Annotated in this window: 25 protein-coding genes and 1 pseudogene; 3 read left to right on the top strand and 23 right to left on the bottom strand. The window is 36.1% G+C overall.

What is annotated here, in order from left to right; translation table 11 throughout:
- The first annotated feature begins 8 nt into the window (after positions 1-8).
- Positions 9-368 (top strand): hypothetical protein, encoded by a 360-nt coding sequence (locus G9F74_RS18985; protein ID WP_001131598.1) that lies wholly within the window; start codon positions 9-11, stop codon positions 366-368.
- Between the two features lie 24 nt (positions 369-392).
- Here the strand turns inward: G9F74_RS18985 and G9F74_RS18980 are convergent, their stop codons facing one another.
- The 17 genes and pseudogenes from G9F74_RS18980 to G9F74_RS18900 form a co-directional block, all read right to left on the bottom strand.
- Positions 393-563, bottom strand: coding sequence for a DUF3951 domain-containing protein (locus G9F74_RS18980; protein WP_000602233.1), 171 nt, complete (start codon positions 561-563; stop codon positions 393-395).
- A gap of 62 nt (positions 564-625) precedes the next feature.
- Positions 626-937: an AzlD domain-containing protein gene (locus tag G9F74_RS18975; protein WP_000425939.1), complete on the bottom strand. Its 312-nt coding sequence runs from the start codon at positions 935-937 to the stop codon at positions 626-628.
- Entirely contained in the window at positions 928-1,656 is a 729-nt protein-coding gene (locus tag G9F74_RS18970; protein ID WP_016108124.1) for an AzlC family ABC transporter permease, read from the bottom strand. Before G9F74_RS18970 ends, G9F74_RS18975 begins: the two co-directional genes overlap by 10 nt.
- Positions 1,646-2,482 (bottom strand): TrmB family transcriptional regulator, encoded by an 837-nt coding sequence (locus G9F74_RS18965; protein WP_000343347.1) that lies wholly within the window; start codon positions 2,480-2,482, stop codon positions 1,646-1,648. The genes G9F74_RS18970 and G9F74_RS18965 overlap by 11 nt, the downstream gene beginning before the upstream one ends.
- Before the next feature lie 183 nt (positions 2,483-2,665).
- Positions 2,666-3,965, bottom strand: a pseudogene (locus G9F74_RS18960) (NtaA/DmoA family FMN-dependent monooxygenase).
- Between the two features lie 165 nt (positions 3,966-4,130).
- On the bottom strand, positions 4,131-4,934 hold the full coding sequence (locus tag G9F74_RS18955) for a flagellar basal-body rod protein FlgG (protein WP_001013924.1): 804 nt from the start codon (positions 4,932-4,934) through the stop codon (positions 4,131-4,133).
- Positions 4,935-4,977: 43 nt separating this feature from the next.
- Complete coding sequence (gene flhF / locus G9F74_RS18950) at positions 4,978-6,288, bottom strand: flagellar biosynthesis GTPase FlhF (RefSeq protein ID WP_000446160.1); 1,311 nt, start codon at positions 6,286-6,288, stop codon at positions 4,978-4,980.
- Between the two features lie 14 nt (positions 6,289-6,302).
- Positions 6,303-8,369: a flagellar biosynthesis protein FlhA gene (flhA, locus tag G9F74_RS18945; protein WP_000475625.1), complete on the bottom strand. Its 2,067-nt coding sequence runs from the start codon at positions 8,367-8,369 to the stop codon at positions 6,303-6,305.
- Positions 8,370-8,392: 23 nt separating this feature from the next.
- Positions 8,393-9,439 carry a flagellar type III secretion system protein FlhB gene (flhB, locus tag G9F74_RS18940; protein ID WP_001030095.1) on the bottom strand — a complete coding sequence of 349 codons (1,047 nt, stop codon included), beginning with the start codon at positions 9,437-9,439 and terminating at the stop codon, positions 8,393-8,395.
- Positions 9,440-9,449: 10 nt separating this feature from the next.
- On the bottom strand, positions 9,450-10,211 hold the full coding sequence (locus G9F74_RS18935; protein ID WP_001055699.1) for a flagellar biosynthetic protein FliR: 762 nt from the start codon (positions 10,209-10,211) through the stop codon (positions 9,450-9,452).
- A 15-nt stretch (positions 10,212-10,226) separates the two neighbouring features.
- Entirely contained in the window at positions 10,227-10,502 is a 276-nt protein-coding gene (locus G9F74_RS18930) for a flagellar biosynthetic protein FliQ (RefSeq protein WP_001098085.1), read from the bottom strand.
- A gap of 33 nt (positions 10,503-10,535) precedes the next feature.
- On the bottom strand, positions 10,536-11,294 hold the full coding sequence (locus G9F74_RS18925) for a flagellar type III secretion system pore protein FliP (RefSeq protein ID WP_001220583.1): 759 nt from the start codon (positions 11,292-11,294) through the stop codon (positions 10,536-10,538).
- Positions 11,291-11,611: a hypothetical protein gene (locus G9F74_RS18920; RefSeq protein ID WP_000121176.1), complete on the bottom strand. Its 321-nt coding sequence runs from the start codon at positions 11,609-11,611 to the stop codon at positions 11,291-11,293. Before G9F74_RS18920 ends, G9F74_RS18925 begins: the two co-directional genes overlap by 4 nt.
- 12 nt (positions 11,612-11,623) lie before the next feature.
- The gene (gene fliN / locus G9F74_RS18915; protein WP_000680016.1) at positions 11,624-11,983 is read right to left on the bottom strand and encodes a flagellar motor switch protein FliN; all 360 of its coding nucleotides are present in this window, start codon (positions 11,981-11,983) and stop codon (positions 11,624-11,626) included.
- A 10-nt stretch (positions 11,984-11,993) separates the two neighbouring features.
- Positions 11,994-12,980: a flagellar motor switch protein FliM gene (gene fliM, locus G9F74_RS18910; protein ID WP_000012360.1), complete on the bottom strand. Its 987-nt coding sequence runs from the start codon at positions 12,978-12,980 to the stop codon at positions 11,994-11,996.
- A gap of 14 nt (positions 12,981-12,994) precedes the next feature.
- Positions 12,995-13,219 carry a flagellar motor switch protein FliN gene (locus G9F74_RS18905; RefSeq protein ID WP_000775712.1) on the bottom strand — a complete coding sequence of 75 codons (225 nt, stop codon included), beginning with the start codon at positions 13,217-13,219 and terminating at the stop codon, positions 12,995-12,997.
- Positions 13,220-13,281: 62 nt separating this feature from the next.
- Positions 13,282-14,067: a lytic transglycosylase domain-containing protein gene (locus tag G9F74_RS18900; protein WP_016108121.1), complete on the bottom strand. Its 786-nt coding sequence runs from the start codon at positions 14,065-14,067 to the stop codon at positions 13,282-13,284.
- Between the two features lie 256 nt (positions 14,068-14,323).
- On the opposite strand from G9F74_RS18900, the gene G9F74_RS18895 reads away from it, so the two are divergent.
- Positions 14,324-15,403, top strand: a complete 1,080-nt coding sequence (locus G9F74_RS18895; protein WP_001222344.1) for a flagellin N-terminal helical domain-containing protein — start codon at positions 14,324-14,326, stop codon at positions 15,401-15,403.
- A gap of 245 nt (positions 15,404-15,648) precedes the next feature.
- Positions 15,649-16,449 (top strand): flagellin N-terminal helical domain-containing protein, encoded by an 801-nt coding sequence (locus G9F74_RS18890; protein ID WP_016108120.1) that lies wholly within the window; start codon positions 15,649-15,651, stop codon positions 16,447-16,449.
- A 95-nt stretch (positions 16,450-16,544) separates the two neighbouring features.
- Here the strand turns inward: G9F74_RS18890 and G9F74_RS18885 are convergent, their stop codons facing one another.
- The 6 genes from G9F74_RS18885 to G9F74_RS18860 all read right to left on the bottom strand — a co-directional run bounded on the left by G9F74_RS18885 (position 16,545) and on the right by G9F74_RS18860 (position 22,121).
- The gene (locus G9F74_RS18885) at positions 16,545-17,492 is read right to left on the bottom strand and encodes a DNA-binding domain-containing protein (protein WP_000274704.1); all 948 of its coding nucleotides are present in this window, start codon (positions 17,490-17,492) and stop codon (positions 16,545-16,547) included.
- Positions 17,493-18,116: 624 nt separating this feature from the next.
- Positions 18,117-19,025, bottom strand: a complete 909-nt coding sequence (locus G9F74_RS18880) for a chemotaxis protein (RefSeq protein ID WP_016108119.1) — start codon at positions 19,023-19,025, stop codon at positions 18,117-18,119.
- A gap of 114 nt (positions 19,026-19,139) precedes the next feature.
- Entirely contained in the window at positions 19,140-19,625 is a 486-nt protein-coding gene (locus G9F74_RS18875; RefSeq protein WP_000068315.1) for a hypothetical protein, read from the bottom strand.
- 292 nt (positions 19,626-19,917) lie between these two features.
- The gene (locus G9F74_RS18870) at positions 19,918-20,253 is read right to left on the bottom strand and encodes a DUF3964 family protein (protein ID WP_016108118.1); all 336 of its coding nucleotides are present in this window, start codon (positions 20,251-20,253) and stop codon (positions 19,918-19,920) included.
- Positions 20,254-20,302: 49 nt separating this feature from the next.
- Positions 20,303-21,526 (bottom strand): flagellar hook protein FlgE, encoded by a 1,224-nt coding sequence (locus tag G9F74_RS18865; RefSeq protein WP_000588325.1) that lies wholly within the window; start codon positions 21,524-21,526, stop codon positions 20,303-20,305.
- A 16-nt stretch (positions 21,527-21,542) separates the two neighbouring features.
- Positions 21,543-22,121 carry a flagellar hook assembly protein FlgD gene (locus G9F74_RS18860; protein WP_001143458.1) on the bottom strand — a complete coding sequence of 193 codons (579 nt, stop codon included), beginning with the start codon at positions 22,119-22,121 and terminating at the stop codon, positions 21,543-21,545.

Genomic DNA, 22,121 nt, shown 5'->3' with positions numbered 1-22,121 from the left:
AGGTTCTAATGCCCCTTACATTACTCTTACTTATTTTCATAATCATTGCCTTTATATCAGCGCTAACTCTCATTTTTATAACAGTTAAAAATGAGAAATTTTTAAAACGTCCCTATTCACAATCCATTATCGTTTGTATTTTATTTTTGACAAATTGGGTACTATATGTAACAACTTTTTATTCGTTACTCCCCAAGAAAATGAGTGAGTTCATATTTTTACCCATTTGGTTTTTCCTTTGCATTTTAGGATTTATCGTCTTCTGGCGCGAATGGAGAAATAATCGTGTGTTCTCGATATGTATCGGTTTTCTTTCTTTTATTAGTTTTCTATTCGGAGTGTTGTTGTTAGTTCTTTCAGGAATGTAAAAGAAAAGGAAGAAAAGCACGACATCAACTTTTCTTCCTTCTATCTTTACCTTTAGACTTCACTGTCACTGATTCACAAGGTGTATAATAAATTTGAGGTGTCGCCTTATCAACAAACATCATAAACGTAATAAAGCCGATAATAAAGAAAATAAACAACGTTAACAATATTGCTCCTATCGTTAAAAGTATCATAACACCACCCCTATATATTTCTTATTATTACACCTTTCGCTATTATATAAGCCGAATCCTTTCTAGAAAAAGAAACGTAACAAAATAATCACAATCACTCCAGTTAATACGGTTCCTAATAGACTACGAGTATAGATTGCGACAAGAAATGTTGGAATTGCGGCGATAAGATAATCCCACTGCATCGTCTCATGCATAAATAATACTTGTGCTAAAAGTGCTGCTAATATCGCAATTGGTATGTAATTTAACCATTTTAAACCCCAGTCTGGAATTTGTATTTTACTAAATACGAGAAGAGGCAAAATACGCGGAACGAGTGTGACAGCTCCTGCCGCTAGTAATAGTAATAATACATCTAATCTCATTTCCATTTTTCAATCAGCACTCCAATCGTCGCAGCTAGTAATGTTGCAATAATAACTGCTATACTATCTGGCATAAATAAGTGTGAAACGTATTCGATAATAATCGCTACAATTGCTACACTGAGATGAATTGCTAGTTTCGGTTTACTACTTATTAGCTGAAGTACAAATAATCCGATAAACATCGCTGGTAATGCATAATCCATCCCGTACGTATGAGGGTCTGGTATCCACTCACCAAAAAGCCCCCCGATAACTGTAGCAAGAATCCAATTTAAATACGCTGTTACATTAAGGCCCATCATCCATTTCTCGCCTAAATATCCTTTTTGCGCTGCTTGTTGCACTGCAACGCCGAAAGTTTCATCTGTAATTTGCGAACCAATTATTACATTTTTAAAAAGAGGTATCTTCGTGAAGTAAGGCGCAAGTGCCGCACTCATTAATAAGTGACGTAAATTAACAAAGAACACGGTAAAAATAATTGCTGAAGCTGGGGCACCTGCTGCATACATCCCCGCTAATATAAACTGAGCAGAACCTGCGTAAATTAACGTGGACATAAAGGCGATTTCTATGACCGAAAAACCTGCTGTTTTCGCAATAACACCAGCTGCTATACCAATGCTCAAATATCCAAATACAGTTGGTAAACAATCCTTTACACCTTGCTGAAATGAATCATCGCTCTGCAGTGTCATATGTGCTTGAGCTTTATTCACCATTATCTCCCTCCATTTCTTCCATCGTGCGTTTGCCTGTTACGACATGAACTAAATCTATGTTTTCACGCCATAATGTATCTAATTTATCAGCTCCAAACTCCTTCGTAATCTCTTCCACCATAATATCGTGCCGAACATACTCTGTAGCGACGAGTACTAAAGCTGGATCATACGTTGTCACCGCCCATGAAGTGCTATCATTTGAAAAGTTAGCAATTAATACTTCTTCCCCATCACGCGCGATAACAGTTAAATGACCTCCCATTCTCTTTTCAACGACGTGAGGTGTCATATAATTATGATGAAATGTCGCTCCTATTTTTGTTTCTGGAGCACCAAATAAAATGGAAAAAATATGTACGCCTTCCTCTTCCTTTTGATGAATGAACGGCTCAATCTCGTGCACTTGATCTTCCCATACTGAAATCCATAGCTCTTCTTTTGCTCTATTAATTATATTGCATATTTCTTTCAAAACACGATCATTTGAGCGAATATGCGAAATTACATCAATTTGCCGCTCTTGTTCTAAACAATTTAATTTCTGGTCTAAAAATGCAAAGGACTTTTCAAAGTCTTTTCGCATTCGATCCATTAATTCCGTAGCTGGCACTGGTACATATTTCACTGGTTCAGAAGGAACGATATGCACCGCTCCTTTATCCATCAACTTGCCAAGTACTTCATAAATCATCGAACGAGGTACCCCTGTTTGTTTACTCACTTCGTATCCTGTTACTGGGGAATGTTTTAATAATCCAATGTACGCTTTGCATTCATATTGGGAAAAACCTAGCTTTTGTAACTCTTTTATTATTTCATCCATCGGTAACCCCTCACAATCTACATAGCTCTCATTTGAAAACGATGCATTCATTTTATATTAGTAGTTATTACTATACCTACTAATATAAAAAAAGAAGACCTATAAAGTCAATTGATAATTCTGAAATTTTAACAAAAAAGAAAAAGCCTTCTTATGAAAGGCATTTTCTACATAGTATTCTACTTATTTTAACAGCAAAGTATTTAATGAAGTCCCCTCTAAATGTTCACGCAAAGTTGAACCTGTATATTCTTCCCTAAATATACCCGCCTTCACAAATAACGGAATAACTTCACTAAAGAATAGATCCAATGATTTCTGAGGCCCACCTGGAATTGCAATAAATCCATCTAGTGCTCCTGCTTCAAATCTTTCCATAATTTGCTGGAATACATCTTGTGGTGTACCAATCGCAACCCAATGAGCAGAACAAACAACTTCTGGTCGTTCTAGTATTTGTTCAACAGTTGGTTCATTTTTAATGATGAAATTCCGTAATAATTCGGCATGTGTTTTACTACGTACAGTTTGCTCTCTACTTGGCAACATATCTTCCTTTATCTTACTTTCTAGTGGAATTCCTCTAGCATCTAATCCGAGTACCATTTCAAGTAAAGCCAATCTCTTCTCCATTGTGAGATGTTGATGAGCTTGCCTATGCATCTCTAGCGCTTCTTCATATGTATCACCGATAAAGAAATACAATCCAGGTAATACCCGTACATCATCTTGCTTTCGGCCATGCTTTTCTGCTCTTCTTCTTAAATTTTGACGAAGTTCGATTCCTGATTCTATATCTGGCATCGCGGCGAAAATCGCATCCGCAACAGAAGCAGCGAAATTCCGGCCAGCCTCTGAAGCACCCGCTTGAAATAATGGCATTTCTCCTGAAATATGCTGCGGAATATTAAGTGGCCCTTTCACCTCAAAGTATTCACCACTGTGCTCAATAGGCTTTACCATCTTTCTAATGACTTCAGTGTTATCTACTTTCAAAACTTCATAAGGATGGCTTCTCCAAAGTTTCCTTACTAACTCTGTACATTCTGCAGCTTTCGCATATCGTTCCTCAGATGGCGGCATCCCTGTCTTCACCAAAGTTTTCTGCACCATCAATGGATGTGACAATATTCCAACCTACTCGGCCATTACTAATCCAATTTAAAGATTGTAATTGCCTCGCAAGTATGTATGGTGGATAAAACGATGTGGAGGCAGTCGTAACCACTCCAATTTTTTCTGTTGCATACGCAATAGCAGTAAATAATAATGTCGGATCTAACATTACATTCCCCTTATTACGAGCGATTAAATCCGGGTGCGCCACTAAATAATCTGCTTTAAAAACAAAATCTAACTTAGCCTCTTCTGCCTGTAGTGCCAACTCTACTTGTTCATCTATCCCTGAATTAAACATACTCTCTTGTTCTTTCTTTCTAGAAATTAAACATAATCCAATGCAAAGTTTCTTTTTAGTAGACATAAATACACCTTCCCCTTCGTTTTTAATTCACCTAGTTAAACAATTGATACGACCATCACAACTTCCATTCTTATTAAACAACATAAAATGATAATGATTATCATTTTATGTTGTAACTGTAATAAAAGCAACCAAAAAAAGACTCCCCTTAACGGGAAGTCTCCTTTATCTCAATATTTCATTCGCTTCTTTTTCATAAATTTTATCAAATGAAGTCATAATACGCTGAGATGCTTGAATCATTTTTTGACTCGACATAAGATCTGCCATCTCTTTCGTCATATCTACATTTGAATTTTCTAGCATATGATTTTTTACTATTCCTGTTCCATTCGGTAAATTAGCAATATTTCCTTCTGCTAGTGTAAAGCTTTTGTTTTCACGCTGCACGAGACGAGCATTTGTTTCTGCATCTACTGTTTTTGTTTGCAACTGTGCAATTACGATTCTCTTAATATCTGGTTTTTGCAAAGTTCCCTCGTTAATTTCTCTATAAATTTCTCCATTATTAGATACGAAGAAATTCACATTTTCAGGAATACGAATACGTTCATTATTTACATCCATAACATATGCACCAGACGATGTTTGCAAATAACGATCACTATTTAATGTGAAGCTTCCATCTCTCGTTAAAAACGTTTCATCATTTTTAGATGTAACGAAAAATGATGATGTGCCTGCCGCACCGTCATCTAAAAAGAAATCTGTAGCACTATTTGTAATTTGTACATTTCCTTGTACTAAGTTCACATGCGTCGCAGCTGGTACTACAGCGTAATCGACCGAACCGATATTTGTCATAGCCCCATCTCCGCGGCGATATGTGTCTTGTACATCAAATACTTTAGAAGTCATATTTTCTGCTTTAAATCCTGTCGTTTGGGCATTTGCAACGTTATTCGAATGAACATTAATACGCTGCATGTAATTCATCATTCCCATAGAACCTATATAAAGACCGTTCATATTCCTTTGAATAAGGCAACCGCCTTATTCTTCACCTCTTTTCTTACGATGTTTGTAACATTTGTTTCGCTAAATGTTCAGCTGTAGCGATATGTATATGTTGCTTTACGTCTTGTCCGTCTGTCATTAATACAATTGGAGCTGATGAAACTGCTGGAATTTTCAACAATTCGCCACTACTTGCTGTTTCATCAAATTTCGTAAACACGATACCATCTATATGAATATCTTTAAAGTTCGTAATAATTTCAATCATATCTTTACTTTTCATAGAAGCTGATAACGTTAAACAAATATAATCTGGTTCTACTTGTCCCATCGTTTCAATCATTTCTTCTACTGTATCTGACGTACGATAATTTTTTCCGGCTGTATCAATTAAAATATAATCGACGCGTGCTTCTTCTTTAAAATACGTAAGTGCTCTTGTCATTGCCGCTTCATCACGCACAGCGATTACTTCTGATCCAATTGTCTTTACGTAATCTTGCAGTTGCTGTACTGTCCCAATGCGAGAGTGATCCGTCGTAATAAAGCCAACCGTTTTTTTCTTACCGTGAAATTGCCATGCCATTTTCGCAAGCGTCGTCGTTTTCCCAACGCCAGTTGGACCGATTAATGCAATTGTTTGTACTTCTTTTTCAAATACATTTTCAGTGTTGAAGTGAGATCTCATATCTTCTAATATATACCCGATTACTTCCTCTTCTGTAATCATCGTTGCATTTTCAAACTTCACTTTTAACTTTTCAGCATATGCATGAATGAAATATTGTTCTACATCGTTTTGTTCTAGCATCCGAATTACTTTTTGAATAATAAACGGTACAGATTCTTGATTTTCTTTCTTTGCAACTACTTCTTTTTTCTTCGCCGGAACGACTTGTTTCACAACTTTTTGCTTTTTCGTTACTTTCGTTTCTTCCGTCTGTTTCACCACGACGATTCCTTTTTCAAACAGCTTTAATAGTTTCTCTTTTTTTCTTGCCCATTCTTCACTATTTCCTGTTTGCATTGCCGCGTATGACATAGAAGTCGTTACGTTTTCTAAATTGTGCAGTACTGATTGAATTCCATTCGCCTTCACAATTTGTTCTGAAGGATCATTCACAACATCCATTAATTGTTCATGAAATTGTGCTGTTCCTTCATTCACTTCTTCCTGTTTATCCTCTGGAAAAGCAACTAACATTTCATAATCCTTTTTCCAAAAAAACGGGATATTTCGTTTTACACTTTCATCGACAACGTAATAATAATCTGTACCATATTGGTCAAATAACTTTCGATACAATTCATTTTTCGAAGCTGCTTTTATTCGCATTAACGCTTCTTTCTTTTCTGTACTTTCCATTACTTCACCCCCTACTATTCAATATAGGCAATTTGATCTACAACAATTTCTGGTGCTAATTCGCTAATACACAGTACTTGTGCTTCCACTTGATAACGTTCTAGCAGTCTTACAATCGCAAATCTGAAATCTTTTCTACGCGTTAATAACACTGGCTCTCTTCCCATTAAACGGGCTTGTTTAAAGACGCGCTGTACTTGCTCAATGACACGTGTTTCTAAATCTAAATCCCAGTTTAATAAGTAACCTTGATAGGAATTGTTCACAACATCCGCATCTAGCTCTATTGAATCAGAGAAAAGCGCCGCATAAATTTTCCCGTCCGGATTTTTCGCATTTTCACAAATAACTTTTGAAATACATTCACGGACGAATGCCGTTACACCATCAACATGATTTTGATACACTTCTTTTCCGTCAATAATACCTTCAATAATCGTTGGTAAATCACGGATTGAAATACCTTCTTTTAGAAGTTGTTTAATAACATTTTGAACGAGTGATAAATCGATTTCTTTCTTCTTAATCTCTTCTAATAAAACGCCATTATCATTTTCAAGCGAGTTAATTAAGTCTTTCACATGTTGACGCTGAATTAACTCATGAAGATTACGTCTAACGACAACATCTAAATGTGTAATTAATATACTAAGTGGCTCTAACACTTGATAGCCTTTCATTTGCGCATCTTGCACCATATGCTCTAAGATCCAATATCCATCTTCACCGAAGATTGGATCTTTCGCTGGTTCTGCATCTAGATCAGCCATTACGTTCGGTGTTTTTAGTGCTAATAAATAACCTGATTTTAAAACACCTTCAGCCGCCTTCGCACCTTTAATACGAATAATGTAACGACCACGTGGTCTAAAACTCGTATTATCTTTAAAGTTAATGCCAGGAACGTTAATACCAAGGTCAGTAATAATCGATTTCCTCATAAGAACAACTTTATCACGAGCTGTTTCCCCATTAATTTTCTGCTTTACAAGTGCCGCTAAATCTAAACCGAGTTCTACAATAATCGGATATTTATCTGTAAAGACTCCAAATGAATCTTCCACTTGTTGTAATTGCTCATCCTCGCCTTGAATCATTTCTAATTCTTTTTGGAGCTCGTCTTCTTTCTCTTTCTTTATTCGCTTTTTATTGCGAATTCCTAAGAAGATAATTGTTCCACCAACGAGAGCAAACGGTAGGAATGGTAGCGGAGTAAAAATACCCATTGCGATAAACAAACCACCGAGCGCATATACAACAACTTCATGCGCTAATAACTCTTTAAAGATTCCTTCTGTTACCGTATCCGGTGAACCATCAAATACACGCGTTACGATAATACCTGTTGAAATCGCAAGCATTAACGAACCGATTTGGTTTACGATTCCGTCACCGACAGTTAACTGTGTATAATGAAGAGCCGCATCTGCAAAGCTCATTCCTTGCTGCATCATTCCGACAATTAAACCGAAGATGATATTTACGAATAAAATGACAATCCCGAAAATAACGTCCCCTTTAATGAACTTCCCGGCACCATCCATCGCCCCGTAAAACTCTGTTTCCATATTTAATTTTTTTCGTTTTGCTTGTGCATCTTTTTCTGAAATAATACGCTGGTTTAAATCCGCATCGATAGACATTTGTTTCCCTGGTAAAGAATCAAGTGTAAAACGAGCTGCTACTTCAGCGGTACGAGATGCACCGTTTGCAACGATAAACTGGAAAATGATTAAAACTATAAAAATAACGATACCAATTAATAAGTTTCCGCCAATTACGAACTGACCGAACTCTTCAATAACATGACCCGCATTTCCGTCTGTTAAAATCGCTCGCGTCGTCGAAACGTTAATCGATACGCGGAAAATCCCGATTAATAACAACATCGTCGGAAATGACTTTAATTCATCCCACTCGTTAATACTTGTAGCTCGCATATAAATAAGTACTGACATACTTAGTAGAAAAACGATAACGATATCAAGTATAAATGGTGGAAGTGGAATTAAGAGCGCCACAACGAATGACGCTGCTAAAAAGATAGAAAAATAGGTTCTTGCAGAATCCATCTTAAACAAAGAGATCCCCTCCAAACGCGCTATTATACTTCAAGTTCATTCGTTTGAATTAAATAGCGCATAACTTCAATTACAGCTACGTATAAATCTTCTGGAATCGTCTCATCTTCCTCGACTTGATAATATAAAGACCGAGCGAGCGGACGGTTTTCCACCATCGGTATTTCTTGTTCACGGGCAAGCGTCCGTATATATAATGCGAGCTCATCTTCCCCTTTTGCAACGACAATTGGCGCCGCATCAACTTGTTTATTGTAACGAAGTACGACTGAAATATGCGTCGGGTTATTTACAATAAACGTTGCACCATCCATCTTTTTCGCAATAGTCCCTTGCAAGATGGCATGCATAAAGTTTTTTCGTTTCCCCTTTACTTGTGGGTCCCCTTCATTATCTTTATGCTCTTGTTTTACTTCTTCTTTTTTCATCTTAATATCTTGCTCGTACTCCCACTTTTGATAAATGAAATCAATAATAGAAAGAACGATTAAAATAATTAAAATAGCTAAAAAGATAAATTTAATTTGCCTAATAATTTCAGTAAGTGACGCAGTCCAGTTAAATCCAATCATACTCACGATCTTCTCTAAATTCTTTTTAAAAAGAACGTACGCAACGTAACCGATTAATCCCATATAAAACAGTGATTTCAAAATATCTACTAAACTTTTACGACTAAACAGTCTCGTAAAATAGTTTTTCGGATTAATACGTGATGCTTTCGGCTTTATGACTTTAGAAGAAAATAAGAAACCGACTTGAATCATATAATTGAATAAATGAAAAGCATATACGAGTATTAATATAGGAGCTGATACTTTTAGTAGCAAAATCCCCATTAAATAAAAATACTCGGTCGAATCTGTACTTTTTCCGATTTGATCAAACAGCACCGCTACAGAATTGGCAATCTCAAACCCTAGCCAATCTCCGAAAAAATAAACGACAACTGCTAATACGAGAATAGAAAATAAATTATTTAAATCTTTACTCCGGGCGATATTCCCTTCTTCACGCGATTTTTTACGCTTCTGCGGGGTGGCCTTTTCTGTTTTATTATCCTTTGCCATACGCGTCCCCCTACTTCGTTAAGAAAAAGTTAAATAGTGTCGTATACTCTTCCAGTAATACATCTGTCATATTTTTAAACACATAACCGAGCATTGGTACGCTCATTGCAATAAATAAAATACCACATGTAATTTTAATGACGAATGCATTCATAAAAATATTTAATTGCGGTGCATTTTTTGCGATTAAAATTAGGACGAAATTAATAATGAATAAGCTTCCCATAAGCGGTAAAGCAATTTCGACCGCTGATGTAATCGCAAATAATAACGTTGCGAGTAGACTATCTAAAAAACTAGTCGTCAACAATTTTGAAATCGCCTCTGTATATTGAAACGATTTTAAAATCGTGGCAACGAAATAGTTAATGCCGCCAAGTGAAATAAAAATAATGAGAAAAAATATATCGAAAATTGTTGATAGTAAAGTAGACTGCGACCCTGCGTTTACATCAAACAAACTTGCCTGTGATAAACCGATATCAAAGTCTAAAATATGTCCGGCCATTTTCGGAATGTTCCACAGCATTTCTACAATTTTTGCAAGGGATAATCCAATTACAATTTGCGTTGCTGCATAAGCTGCGACGTCCCAAACTGTCTTTATGTGAGAGACATCAACTTGATCGGCCACTGTAATCGAAAGACCAAGTCCAAATGTAACCTTTGCCATTGCAGGAATCGACCGTCCTGAAAAGAAAGGTAAAAAATATAAAAATGAAGTAATACGGCAAAACGCAAAAAACGTCGCCGCCCATAATTCCATATTCATTTCAGTTCACCTATCTTAGTACGAACGCAATAGCGATGGAATTTTATCAAATAAATCTAAAATAAGCGTCGTTAACTCTTGAAACATCCACGGACCTAAAATGATAATAACGAGTACAATACTCGCCATTTTCGGTAAAAACGTCAACGTTTGCTCTTGAATTTGCATCATCGCCATAATGACAGCGATGATAATAACGACAATCATACTTACACCGGCAACCGGCATTAAAATCATAACCCCTTTATAAAAAAAGGTTTGAAAAATATCTATAATTGGTGACGTATTCATTTATATGACTCCTATCACATAGCATCAAACGCTTCAGGCGACCGTTTTAAACATTATATCGACGATTTTTGTATATCCACCTAAATATACGAAAACGAGTATTTTAAACGGTAAACTTAAAATCATCGGCGGTACCATCATCATCCCGAGGTACATTAAAAGTGTACTAATAATCAAATCTATAAATACAAACGCTAAATAGATGAACATCCCCGTTAATAATCCTTTTTGAATTTGCGTTAACGTAAAGGATGGTACGAGCGTAAATAATGAAAGATCCTTCAAATCTTTCGGCAACTCTTCACCGCGTACTTTCAGCATCATTTTTAAATCATGCTTATATGTATGCTTCGCCATGTAATCTTTCATAATCGGAGCTGTCGTCTCCGCAGCTTGACTTACTGTTATTTGTTCTTTCGTCATCGGATCCCACACATCACTCTTTAACTGACCTAACACCGGTTGCATCGTAAATAGTGATAAAAACAAAGCAAGTCCAACAAGCACTTGGTTTGGTGGTAAGTTCATTACCCCAAGTCCTTGACGAGTTATTCCAAGAACGATCATAAAATAAGTAAAATGCGTAAATAAAAGAACGATAGAAGAAGATAATGATAGAAGGGTAACGAGTGCAAATAACTGTACACTTGAATTACTCGTAAACTCTTTTCCATTTTCGAAATTAATAAAACCGTTCGGGGCTGCATACGCTGGATTTACAAAAATAATTGAAAAAACGATAGAAAATACGAAAATAACGGCTAATAATGATAACTGTTTCTTTATTCTCATGATGGATCCTCTACTTTTTTCGTTTCACTCTTCACCGCGTCTTCTAGCGCTTGTTGAAACTGATTTCCTGTTCCTGTTAATTGCACAGACTGCACACCATTATTACTAATAACAGTGAATACTTGCTTGCCATCCACTTCAAATAAAAAGGCGCTCGTTTGATGATTTAAATATACACCGTCTTTTACTTGAATATGGCCATTTTCACCTTGCTTAAAAAACTGCTGTTTGCGCGTCTTTTTCGTCATATAATATGCACCGTAACCGAGTGCACCAAACAGTAAAACGACTTGAAATAAGGTCGTCATATACGACATATGACTCCTCCTCTACTCTTTATCTTGCATTTGACTTTGCGCCTTCATAAGCGCAGCTTGCTTCTTATCAGCTTCAATTTCAGAAATAATAATGCCGAACTTCTCGTCCATTACGATTGCTTCACCGATGCCGACCTTCATATTACTTAAATACACATCTACTTTATGTCCTAAGTTTTTCTCTACTTCAAGAACATCGCCAACTTTTAATTGCTTCACATCACCGAGCGTAATAGATGACTTCCCAAGCTTTACACCAAGTTCAATCGAAATATCTGAAACAGTATCTATATGTGCTTTACTCACTTCATTTCGTTTCCCTGCAAAATCTTCTAATCCCATTAAGGACACAGGAGATACTTCATGCTTCATATGGATCCTCCTACTCTACAAAACTTTTAAATAGGAGCGCCTTACGCGTTCCATCTTTCCCAATAAAACAATTAAATTTATGCTTTCCATCTACATAACCAAGTAATTCATCCGAAACTTTCGTATGAAGCGGAATAATATCGCCTTCTTCAATTTGTTCAATCTCACTCATTGTCATTTTCTGCTCACCAATCGCAACATGAACAGGTTTGTACACTTGATTTACTTTCACTTCCACTTCAGACGTATACTTTTTACGTTTATCTGAAGAATGTTCGACAATATTTTCAGACGTTAATTTATCCATAATTTCTTCAACAGATAAGAACGGAATCCCGATACGCACCGTTGTATTCCAAAAATCTGTTTTCATATTTACGTTCAGTAATGAAATTATATCGCTCGCTGTCGTAATCTTTAATGCATTCGGATCTGTTTCCGTCGTTACAAACTTCGGTTCAATCGCAACAACACTTTCAAATGATTGCTCTAAATTTTTACAAAGAAGCAAGAATATATTATCAAGCGTTAAAAACTCAAACGCCGTTAGCGGTCTGCGCATCGTAAAGTTACGCTTACTATCTCCGCCAAGCCAGCATTCATGAATATAAATAACAAATGCTAAATCAATCTCAATAACAATTTCTCCAAGCTCTGGTAAACCGAGATCAATTACGCAATATAAATAATAATCTTTCGGCATTTTCTCCACATACTCACTCGTAAATGGAACTTGCTCAACTGTTGAAGGCTCTAGCTCAATCGGAATACGCATACGCGCTGACAACGTCTGTGACGTCTGTTTTCCAAACGTAGAAGCAATCGCTTGCAAACTACGTAAATGCTCCACACCGAACTTCTCTGGTCTATTAAAATCATACTCTTGAAATTTCTCTTGCTTCCCTGCTTCTTGTGCAAAAGCTGGCATTTCCTCGCCTTCATTTACCGCCTTCAGCAGGGCATCAATTTGCTCTTGGCTTAATTTTTCGCCACTCATGACAATCCCCTTCCCTACCTTTTCAATTCAACGATTTCAACGTACATCTTCCCATTCTTCGTCAAAATCTTTCCGGTTCCAATCTCTTCATTCTCAAGCATAAGACGCACCGTATTTTTCGTTGAATTTTCAAGACGATACAATGTACCTTTCGTAATATGAAGCAGATCTTCAATTTTCTTTTTCGTATTTCCGATTTCAAAATAAATTGTTAACGGAATATCATCTTGTAATTTCAAATCTAGCCAACTCCCATATCATGTTCACGAAAATTTCATGTTCTCTCTATATATGAAATTTCTTATTTTGAAACGTCGATATTTAATATTTTTTTAATATATCCTTGCGTTTCTTTAAACGGTGGTACGCCTCCGTACTTTCTCACATTACCAGGACCAGCATTATAAGAAGCAAGCGCCAATACTAAGTCACCGTTATTTTTCTTTAAATAACCGCTTAACTCTTTCACGCCGCCCTCAATACTTTCAGCTGGTGAAAATGGATTTTTTATACCCATCTCTTTCACATTCGCTGGCATAAGCTGCATAAGCCCCATCGCACCTGCATGTGACACCGTTTTCGGATTAAAATCAGATTCTACTTCAATCATTTTTTGAATTAACGTTTTCGGAATTCCGTATGTACGACTTACGCGATCAATAATATCCTCATACTTCCCTTCATTGGAAGAACGTATTTTTTGAATATTATACTTCTTCGTTAATTCCCACGTATCAACAGCCTCATTTTTCGTTTCTGAGAAACGTCGTTCAAACTCTTTTTGCGCGACTTGCACTTCATCTGCTTTCTTCGTTTCAGCCTTTTCCTCAGGCTTACTCGCTTCCTCTACTTTATGAATAGATTGTTCCGGTTTAGTAACAACCGTTTCTATTTTCGTAGATTGTACCGGCTGACTCATCTCTTCTATATTTGCCGGCTGCGTAGTACCCCTCGTCTCCTTCGCAGGTTCACTCTGCAACTTCTCTTGAAAACGACTACTAACGAATGCTTGTGGACTACTTAGCTTTTGCTGAATTTGTCCTTTTTTATAGGCAAGCACTTCTTTTACTATATTTCCAACTACCATAATATCACCTTTTCGGTAAACAAAGATAATCTAATATTAGAGTTTTTTTTTAAAGTTTGCAATAATCCTTTTAATAATTATGTAATAAAAAAATGGATATATTGTTAAACTGTTATTTTTTTATATTTATTAATTCGAATTTTTAGTTGACACCCGCTATGACAGGGATTACAATAAATCTCGAAATTGATTTTTTCGCATATTACCGTTTTTCAATTTGCAGAAAAGTCAATATAAAAAAATGGGGGTTCTTAACATGAGAATTAATACAAACATTAACAGCATGCGTACGCAAGAGTACATGCGCCAAAACCAAGCTAAAATGAGTAACGCTATGGACCGTTTATCAAGCGGTAAACGTATCAACAACGCTTCTGACGATGCAGCAGGTCTTGCAATCGCAACTCGTATGCGTGCTCGTGAAAGTGGATTAGGAGTAGCCGCTAACAACACACAAGACGGTATTTCATTAATCCGTACAGCTGATTCAGCAATGAACTCAGTATCTAACATCTTACTTCGTATGCGTGACCTTGCAAACCAATCTGCAAATGGTACAAATACATCTGAGAACCAAGCAGCTCTAGATAAAGAATTCGGCGCATTAAAAGAGCAAATCAATTACATCTCTACTAACACTGAATTTAATGATAAAAAATTATTAGATGGTTCTAATGAAACTATTGCAATTCAAACATTAGATAACGCTGATGAAGGTAAGAAAATTGATATTAAATTAGCAAACGTTTCTACACAATCACTAAGTATTGATAAACTAACAATTGGTGGCGCATCACAAAAAACAATTGATGATGTTGCAGGCAAATTTACTGCACTTAATACAACAACTACTACTGACAAAGCTGATATTCAAAAAGAAGTTGATGCTGCTATGAAGGAATTCGATAAAGTTAAAGGATCTATGTCTGCAGCAGATGCTAAAGCCGTTACTGACAAATTAGCAGACTACAATAATGCCGCAGATACAGATGTAGCTAAAGCTGCTGCAGCTAAAGCCTTAGGCGGTGCGTTCGATAAAACAAAAGTAACTGTTGCTAATCCTAATGCTGCTGTCGCTGCAATTGACTCTGCACTAGAAAACATTGCATCTAACCGTGCAACTCTAGGTGCTACATTAAACCGTCTTGACTTTAACGTAAACAACCTGAAGAGCCAATCTTCTTCTATGGCTTCAGCAGCTTCTCAAATCGAAGACGCTGACATGGCGAAAGAAATGTCTGAAATGACTAAGTTCAAAATCTTGAACGAAGCTGGTATCAGCATGCTTTCTCAAGCAAACCAAACGCCACAAATGGTTTCTAAATTATTACAATAAGCCATTTGAGCTAGTTTCCTGAATAAACCTCTCTGCTTGCGGAGAGGTTTATTTTTCTATATAAATAAATTATTTGTAAAACGCTTCTTTTTTTAGATGGACGGGAGCATCCGCGATATGTAGAAGCGGTCAGTGCCTATTTTGATCCCCTCTTATGTTAAAAGAACAACAGCAAATGAGCATAAGCCTTTTTATCTATACATAGCCGTTTATTAGCTTTAGAACACTAACTAGGAGTGTCTATTATGCGTATTGGTACGAATGTTTTAAGTATGAATGCTAGGCAATCACTATATGAGAATGAAAAACGTATGAATATTGCGATGGAGCATTTGGCGACTGGTAAGAAGTTAAACCATGCTTCTGATAATCCAGCTAATGTTGCAATTGTGACTCGTATGCATGCACGAGCGAGTGGTATGCGTGTGGCGATTCGTAATAATGAGGATGCGCTATCAATGCTTCGGACAGCGGAAGCTGCTCTTCAAACTGTGACGAATATTTTACAGCGTATGCGTGATTTAGCTGTTCAATCTGCGAACGGTACAAATTCAAATAAAAACCGTGATTCACTAAATAAAGAGTTTCAATCTTTAACAGAGCAAATTAGCTATATTGGTGAGACAACTGAGTTTAATAATTTGCCCGTATTTGGCGACCAAAACCGTCCTGTTACATTAGACGATATCGGTCATACAGTAAATCTAACGAAACATATTCCCCCTTCCCCTACACAACATGACATCAAGATTTCAACAGAACAAGAAGCAAGAACGGCAATTCGTAAAATTGAAGAAGCCTTGCAAAATGTATCACTTCATCGTGCTGATCTTGGGGCTATGATAAATCGTTTACACTTTAATATTGAAAATTTAAATAGTCAAAGTATGGCCCTAACAGATGCTTCTTCTCGAATTGAAGACGCGGATATGGCGCAGGAAATGAGCGATTTTTTAAAGTTTAAATTATTAACTAAAGTTGCGCTCAGTATGGTTTCACAGGCTAATCAAATTCCGCAAATGGTTTCTAAATTACTACAATCTTAAAAATTTGTCTTCCCTCTTTGAAACGATTCCACACAAAACAAAAGGGAAATACATATAAACTATGTATCTCCCTTTTATTTTGTACCCAAATTTTATTACTGTGTTACAGTCATAACTTGTCCACTACGATCAACCATAATTTTCATTTTCCCGTCTTGTGCGTTATATAACCCTAATTTATGCAAATCTTGTTTACATTCTTTTACGAAGTAAGGCAATGTGCGAATTTGATCGATATCAGAGCTCGTAATGAAATGAATTAAATGATGCGTCATTTCTTTTATATCATGAACAAGCTCTTCCTTTTCTCGCTTTAGTCTTTCATTTTCAGCTCGTAATACATGCAATTCGCTTTCAAGACCACGTACATCCTTTTCATTTTCCGAACGCCCAGCAGCCATGCTTGAAAGCTTATAAATGCCTTCCATAAACTGATGGAGTTCATCTTCTTTTCTTTCACTACATTGACTAATTGTTTCAAAATTATCAACGATACCAGATATAACTGTTACAAGACTTTTTTCATTCTCTGTATTTTGAACTTCTTTTCTTACTTCTTGCTTGTTTTCTTTTTTCATTTCAACGATTTGTTCTTTTACGGGTGTATATTTTCGCTTTCGTCCTGGTTTTTGTTTTTCAATATTTTCAAACGGTATTTCACGTTTTTTCAATTTATAATACGTATTTTGCAATTGACTTTCTGTTTTCGGAAAAAGATTTAGTTCATTTTTACTAACGTATTTTGAAATATTTAAAATGTTTAAACCGTGACGTTGACAAAATTGATACACTTCATACAGTAACTCTAGCTCAGACTTCAGCCATGTAATTGTTGATTTTTCATAAGCTCGCATACCGCCATGTTTTTCTATATCTATTTGGAATAAAACCATTCTATTATATAAATCGACTAACTCTTCATACTCCACTCGGAATTGTTTCTCTATTTTTTTAAATTCCGTTTCTAATTTCATATCATTCATTTTATTATTTGACATGTTTTGTAAAAGTTTTAATACATTGATTGCTGTGTGGTGATACATAATCTGTGCCACTCCCCCTCATCCTTTCACAATTCTCATCTGACTCCCATGTCTTTTAAGAAATAGCAATTTTTACATATCCATATTATAACATTTCGAAATTGTCTGTCAAATAATTAACATACAAAAACGTATGGAAAGTGTAAAAAAGAAAGAGTATTTTTTAATTAATATGCAATTATACATATTAATTACATATAATTATATTATATGGTATTTTTAATATATTTTCACCGAAAAAGTTTGCGCTACCACGAAATATTACTAACATAAACCAAAATACGTTCTCTTATATTTTTAAACAAAAAAACGTTACTTATTAATTAAACCAATTGAAAATCTCGAAATAGAGACGATTCTTACAACCACAAATACTCCTTCTACCTGTACAGCGTATAGAATACTAAAAAGGAACTAGCCAGTACTACTATACATGGCTAGTTCCTTTTTCCCCACTAATAGAAGAAAGTTTCCAACCCTCAGTCGAAAGCTCTCTTCTCCTGCTTACTTGAAACCACTCCATATCTTTGGTCTTACATCGTACAGAGCTCTATTAGGCACTGACCGCTTCCAAACTTCGCTAGAGGTTCTATTCCAGCAAAAAAAACGCTTTTTAAAACTCTTTTACAACACTAACTTATCAACTAAACCAATTAACTCTTGAATATCTGGCTTACTTACTTGAGCATTTGCTCCTACAGCTTCACCTTTATGGAATAATTCATTTGTAATTAATGAAGAGAAAATAATGACCGGTAAACTATTCATTATTTCACCATCCTTAACCACTTTCGTTAAATGATGTCCATCCATTTTTGGCATTTCAATATCAGTAATTAGCAAGTGAATGTGTTCAAACATTTTTTCCCCTTGCTCTTTCGCTAATTTTTCAATTTGTGCTAATGCTTCCGCACCATTGCTGAAGAAGTTCATTTTCGTATATCCAGCTGATGATAAAGTTTCTTCTAGTATTTGGCGAAGCATTGCTGAATCTTCTGCAATATAAATAACTTTTTCAGCACGATCTGTTTTTTGTTCTAAGCCTGAAAGTGATTTATTGTCATAACCAGTACCGCTAATTTCACATACAATTTTTTCATAGTCTAATAGTAAAATAATTTTCCCATCTAGTTTTACAATGCCAGATGTCGTTTCTTCTAGTCCCATTGATAAGGAAGCTGGTTCATCAATTTGTTCCCATGAAATACGTTGAATACGATGTACTTCGTCAACGCGGAAAATAACTTTCATTTGGTTTAATTCTGAGATGATGAATTTCGTTTGATCAAGTGGCTTTGTTGATTTTAAATTAAGAGCCGTTGCTAAGTTAATAACAGGTAAAATTTCACCACGTACTTGAACAACACCTTCAACTGCATGATGAGATTCTGGCACAGTTGTAACAGGGAATGGATTAATGATTTCACGTACTTTCATTACATTGATACTAAATAGATTTTCACCAACAGTATATGTGACAATCTCTAATTCATTTGTTCCACTTTCTAATAAAATACTTTGTGCTTGTGACATAAAGGTGTCGCTCCCCTTCCATTAATTCCGTATATTTAATTATTAAGCTTTATAAAAGAGAAAAAGTCAACTACCTATATGAAAAATATAGATAGTCGAACAATTTATTTACGCTTAATCTTGTATAAATGAAGCAAGTGCCTCTAATAACACTTCTTGTGCCCCTACAATTTCTGTCGGCATTGCTTCCCATTTTTTTGAAAGTTCCGTTTCTACTCTCATTCTTAACTCTTGATTCATTTCTTCGAGTACATATTGTTTCGTCGCTATATCAACATCAAGTAACGCGAGTGCATATAGTTCTGGATCGTTTATTTTTTTAAATAATTGTTTTAATATAGCCGGCGCTATATGTTTTAATTTTTCAATATGAATTTCCTTATCCGAAAATAGTAGCTCGTATTGAATAAACGCAACATTTTCTTTAATTACTTTAAAATAGCAATTATTTTTTTTATCATTCACAAAATAACCGTTCGGATCTGCGATAATACTCTCTACTTTACGAATTAGATCTGGCAAACTACTCGCCGCCATTACAGTCCGCTGCTCAACCTCACTTGGCGAAATGAATGTAACGCGATACTTATTCTGCGCCATCCTCCTCACCTCTCCTTTTATAAAAATGTATCCCCACAAACTATCCAAAAGGCACTGGTTTGCTATGAGACAATTATCTTATCTCCAACCAACCATCACAGTACCTCTCCATAGCACTACTCTTACAACTACAAGCCCCTCAGAACCATAGTTGTTATCCATACTATACTACAATTCGCTTATCTCTTATTAAACTACCTTGGTAACACTTCATACCGCTGTTTCCACAACGTTCGAGCACCCTTATAAGCACTTAAACCCTACCACATCTCTCAAACCATTAAAAGGGCTTTTAAGAGCTTTTAAGTAACTCGATATTATTGAACCAAAACGCAATTTGCTGATCCGTTATCCCTGATAACGTAACAAAAAACTCACGGCACTTCATCTCGTCCTTAAACAGTTGATACTTCCAAACTCCATCACTACCAACACTTACGAAATAAAACTCATGAATACGGCCAATGATGGCTTCCTTTTCACCAAATGAATACGGAGGCACTTGCTTAATTTCAAATTGATCCGGTAAATATACATGCTCTTCTCGTTCCACTTTTAGCACTTGCTCGGCAAGTTCACGTTTATTTTCGAAAAAAGGCAATTGTAAAACTCGCTCTTGTCTTGTCATACGAATAAAAAACCCTTTCTACTACATTACAAGTTTTCTTTATAATATATTATCGAATTAAGTTTACAACTTCATTTAATACTTCATCTGACACTTTAATTACTTTCGCATTTCCTTGGAATCCACGTTGATACAGCATTAAGTCAACGAACTCAACAGATAAATCTACGTTGGCCCCTTCTTGCGCGCCACCACGTACTTTACCTGCACCGTTTTGACCAGATGCACCAAGTGCTAAAATACCTGTTGTATTCGTCGCTGTATAGTTACCATTACCTGTTTTCATTAGACCGCCTTCGTTCGGGAACATCGCAACAGCTAATTGGCCAGCAGATTTCATACTTCCATCAGAATATTTTACCATTACATATCCACCGTCAGCAATGAAGCAATCTTTAACCGTCGCTGCTGCTCTACCATCTACGTCTGTTACTGATAATGTTTTATCTGTTGGATGGTTTGTTAAATGACTTAAGTCTAAATTTATAGAGCCGCCATCAAATGGAATATTGGCTCTTTGCTCTTTCGGATTAGGATTTCCAACAGCATCAAATGTCATATTACCACCTGCACCTTGAACATCCTTAAACTCTGTTTCTTTTTTCGAGTCATTACGCATCTGTACTTTATATGTATAATTATGTTCGCTCGTTTGTTTAAACTCTACACGCATTGTCCATGTATTCCCCGCATTATCATATACAGGTAAATCTTGTGTAATTTGTTTTTCACCAGTTGGAATATTCCCTTTAATTGTCCCTTTCGATGTTCGAATACCACCAATTGCTGTTCCCATTGGAATTTGCAACGGTCCTGGGATTCCAGATAAATCAACTTCACCAGTTGCTTCATTTGCAGGATATGCAAATACATATTGACCTTCAGTATTCGTAATATAGTAATCTGAGGATATCCCAAACGTACCTTTACGAGTAAATTCCATATTTCCGCCTTTTGAATCACCTACAACGAAGAAACCATTACCTTCCATTGCTGCTTGTGTTTTACCACCAGTTAACGTAATTGTACCATCACTATAATCTGTAACCGTACCACTCATTTTCACACCGTTACCAATACTTTTCGGATTCGTTCCTGCGTATTTACCGTCACCTTTTGCACCAATCGAATTGTTATATAGTAAATCATCAAACATTGCTTTTTGTTTTTTATAACCAACTGTTTGTGCATTAGCAATATTATTTGAAGTTACACTTAATGCATTTTGTGTTGCATTCATTCCTGTAATACTTGTATATAACGCTTTAATCATAACGTATGGACACTCCTCATGAATTTGTAGTTTTTACTTCTTCAGTTGTTTTTTGCTCTTCTTTCTTGACATCCTCTGGATTCGTTTCTCCAATCGGTTTATCAGACACTCTCTCAACGAAACGAAGAGATACGACTTTATTATTAATAATGAGCTGTACATCATTATTCTCTGCAAGGCGAACCGTCTCTACTTGACCAGTTACTTTGTTTCCGTCGCCGTCAACACCTCTTACGTACTTCCCTAAAAACTTCATACCGCCATCAAGCGCTGTCGAATACATCGTCGTTCTTAAAGAGTCAACTGCTTTTGTCATATTTTGCACTTGCTCCATAAGAGATAACTGCGCTGTCTGGTTCATCATTTGATTCATATCCATTGCATTAAATGGATCTTGATGTTGGAAACTTGATAAAAACAATTTTAGGAAGTCATCTTTCCCCATTACCCCAGGAGTCTTTTGTGCTCCTGCTGAAACTCCGTTTGTTTGTTGAACTGGCGATTGTACACCATTCACAGATGCGTTTTTTGCTTGCGCTCCTGCTTGTAACGGAATATGATTTGTACTCGTTGTATTTAACCCAACTGTTGGCAC

Origin of the sequence: Bacillus sp. EKM202B, assembly GCF_011066025.1 — a bacterium.
Taxonomy (GTDB): domain Bacteria; phylum Bacillota; class Bacilli; order Bacillales; family Bacillaceae_G; genus Bacillus_A; species Bacillus_A toyonensis.
The sequence above is the reverse complement of the archived record's forward strand: the minus strand, read 5'-3'. Positions and strand labels throughout refer to the sequence as shown.

Excerpts from the sequence above, each read along its gene's own strand:
- G9F74_RS18870 (WP_016108118.1), bottom strand. The coding sequence starts at position 20,253 with ATGACAAGACAAGAGCGAGTTTTACAATTGCCTTTTTTCGAAAATAAA.
- G9F74_RS18890 (WP_016108120.1), top strand. The coding sequence starts at position 15,649 with ATGCGTATTGGTACGAATGTTTTAAGTATGAATGCTAGGCAATCACTA.
- G9F74_RS18875 (WP_000068315.1), bottom strand. The coding sequence starts at position 19,625 with ATGGCGCAGAATAAGTATCGCGTTACATTCATTTCGCCAAGTGAGGTT.
- G9F74_RS18925 (WP_001220583.1), bottom strand. The coding sequence starts at position 11,294 with ATGAGAATAAAGAAACAGTTATCATTATTAGCCGTTATTTTCGTATTT.
- G9F74_RS18895 (WP_001222344.1), top strand. The coding sequence starts at position 14,324 with ATGAGAATTAATACAAACATTAACAGCATGCGTACGCAAGAGTACATG.
- G9F74_RS18900 (WP_016108121.1), bottom strand. The coding sequence starts at position 14,067 with ATGGTAGTTGGAAATATAGTAAAAGAAGTGCTTGCCTATAAAAAAGGA.
- G9F74_RS18980 (WP_000602233.1), bottom strand. The coding sequence starts at position 563 with ATGATACTTTTAACGATAGGAGCAATATTGTTAACGTTGTTTATTTTC.
- G9F74_RS18880 (WP_016108119.1), bottom strand. The coding sequence starts at position 19,025 with ATGTCACAAGCACAAAGTATTTTATTAGAAAGTGGAACAAATGAATTA.
- G9F74_RS18970 (WP_016108124.1), bottom strand. The coding sequence starts at position 1,656 with ATGGTGAATAAAGCTCAAGCACATATGACACTGCAGAGCGATGATTCA.
- G9F74_RS18985 (WP_001131598.1), top strand. The coding sequence starts at position 9 with ATGCCCCTTACATTACTCTTACTTATTTTCATAATCATTGCCTTTATA.
- flhB (WP_001030095.1), bottom strand. The coding sequence starts at position 9,439 with ATGGCAAAGGATAATAAAACAGAAAAGGCCACCCCGCAGAAGCGTAAA.
- G9F74_RS18920 (WP_000121176.1), bottom strand. The coding sequence starts at position 11,611 with ATGTCGTATATGACGACCTTATTTCAAGTCGTTTTACTGTTTGGTGCA.
- G9F74_RS18975 (WP_000425939.1), bottom strand. The coding sequence starts at position 937 with ATGGAAATGAGATTAGATGTATTATTACTATTACTAGCGGCAGGAGCT.
- G9F74_RS18955 (WP_001013924.1), bottom strand. The coding sequence starts at position 4,934 with ATGAACGGTCTTTATATAGGTTCTATGGGAATGATGAATTACATGCAG.
- fliN (WP_000680016.1), bottom strand. The coding sequence starts at position 11,983 with ATGAAGCATGAAGTATCTCCTGTGTCCTTAATGGGATTAGAAGATTTT.
- G9F74_RS18865 (WP_000588325.1), bottom strand. The coding sequence starts at position 21,526 with ATGATTAAAGCGTTATATACAAGTATTACAGGAATGAATGCAACACAA.
- flhF (WP_000446160.1), bottom strand. The coding sequence starts at position 6,288 with ATGGAAAGTACAGAAAAGAAAGAAGCGTTAATGCGAATAAAAGCAGCT.
- G9F74_RS18935 (WP_001055699.1), bottom strand. The coding sequence starts at position 10,211 with ATGAATATGGAATTATGGGCGGCGACGTTTTTTGCGTTTTGCCGTATT.
- G9F74_RS18885 (WP_000274704.1), bottom strand. The coding sequence starts at position 17,492 with ATGTATCACCACACAGCAATCAATGTATTAAAACTTTTACAAAACATG.
- fliM (WP_000012360.1), bottom strand. The coding sequence starts at position 12,980 with ATGAGTGGCGAAAAATTAAGCCAAGAGCAAATTGATGCCCTGCTGAAG.
- G9F74_RS18965 (WP_000343347.1), bottom strand. The coding sequence starts at position 2,482 with ATGGATGAAATAATAAAAGAGTTACAAAAGCTAGGTTTTTCCCAATAT.
- G9F74_RS18930 (WP_001098085.1), bottom strand. The coding sequence starts at position 10,502 with ATGAATACGTCACCAATTATAGATATTTTTCAAACCTTTTTTTATAAA.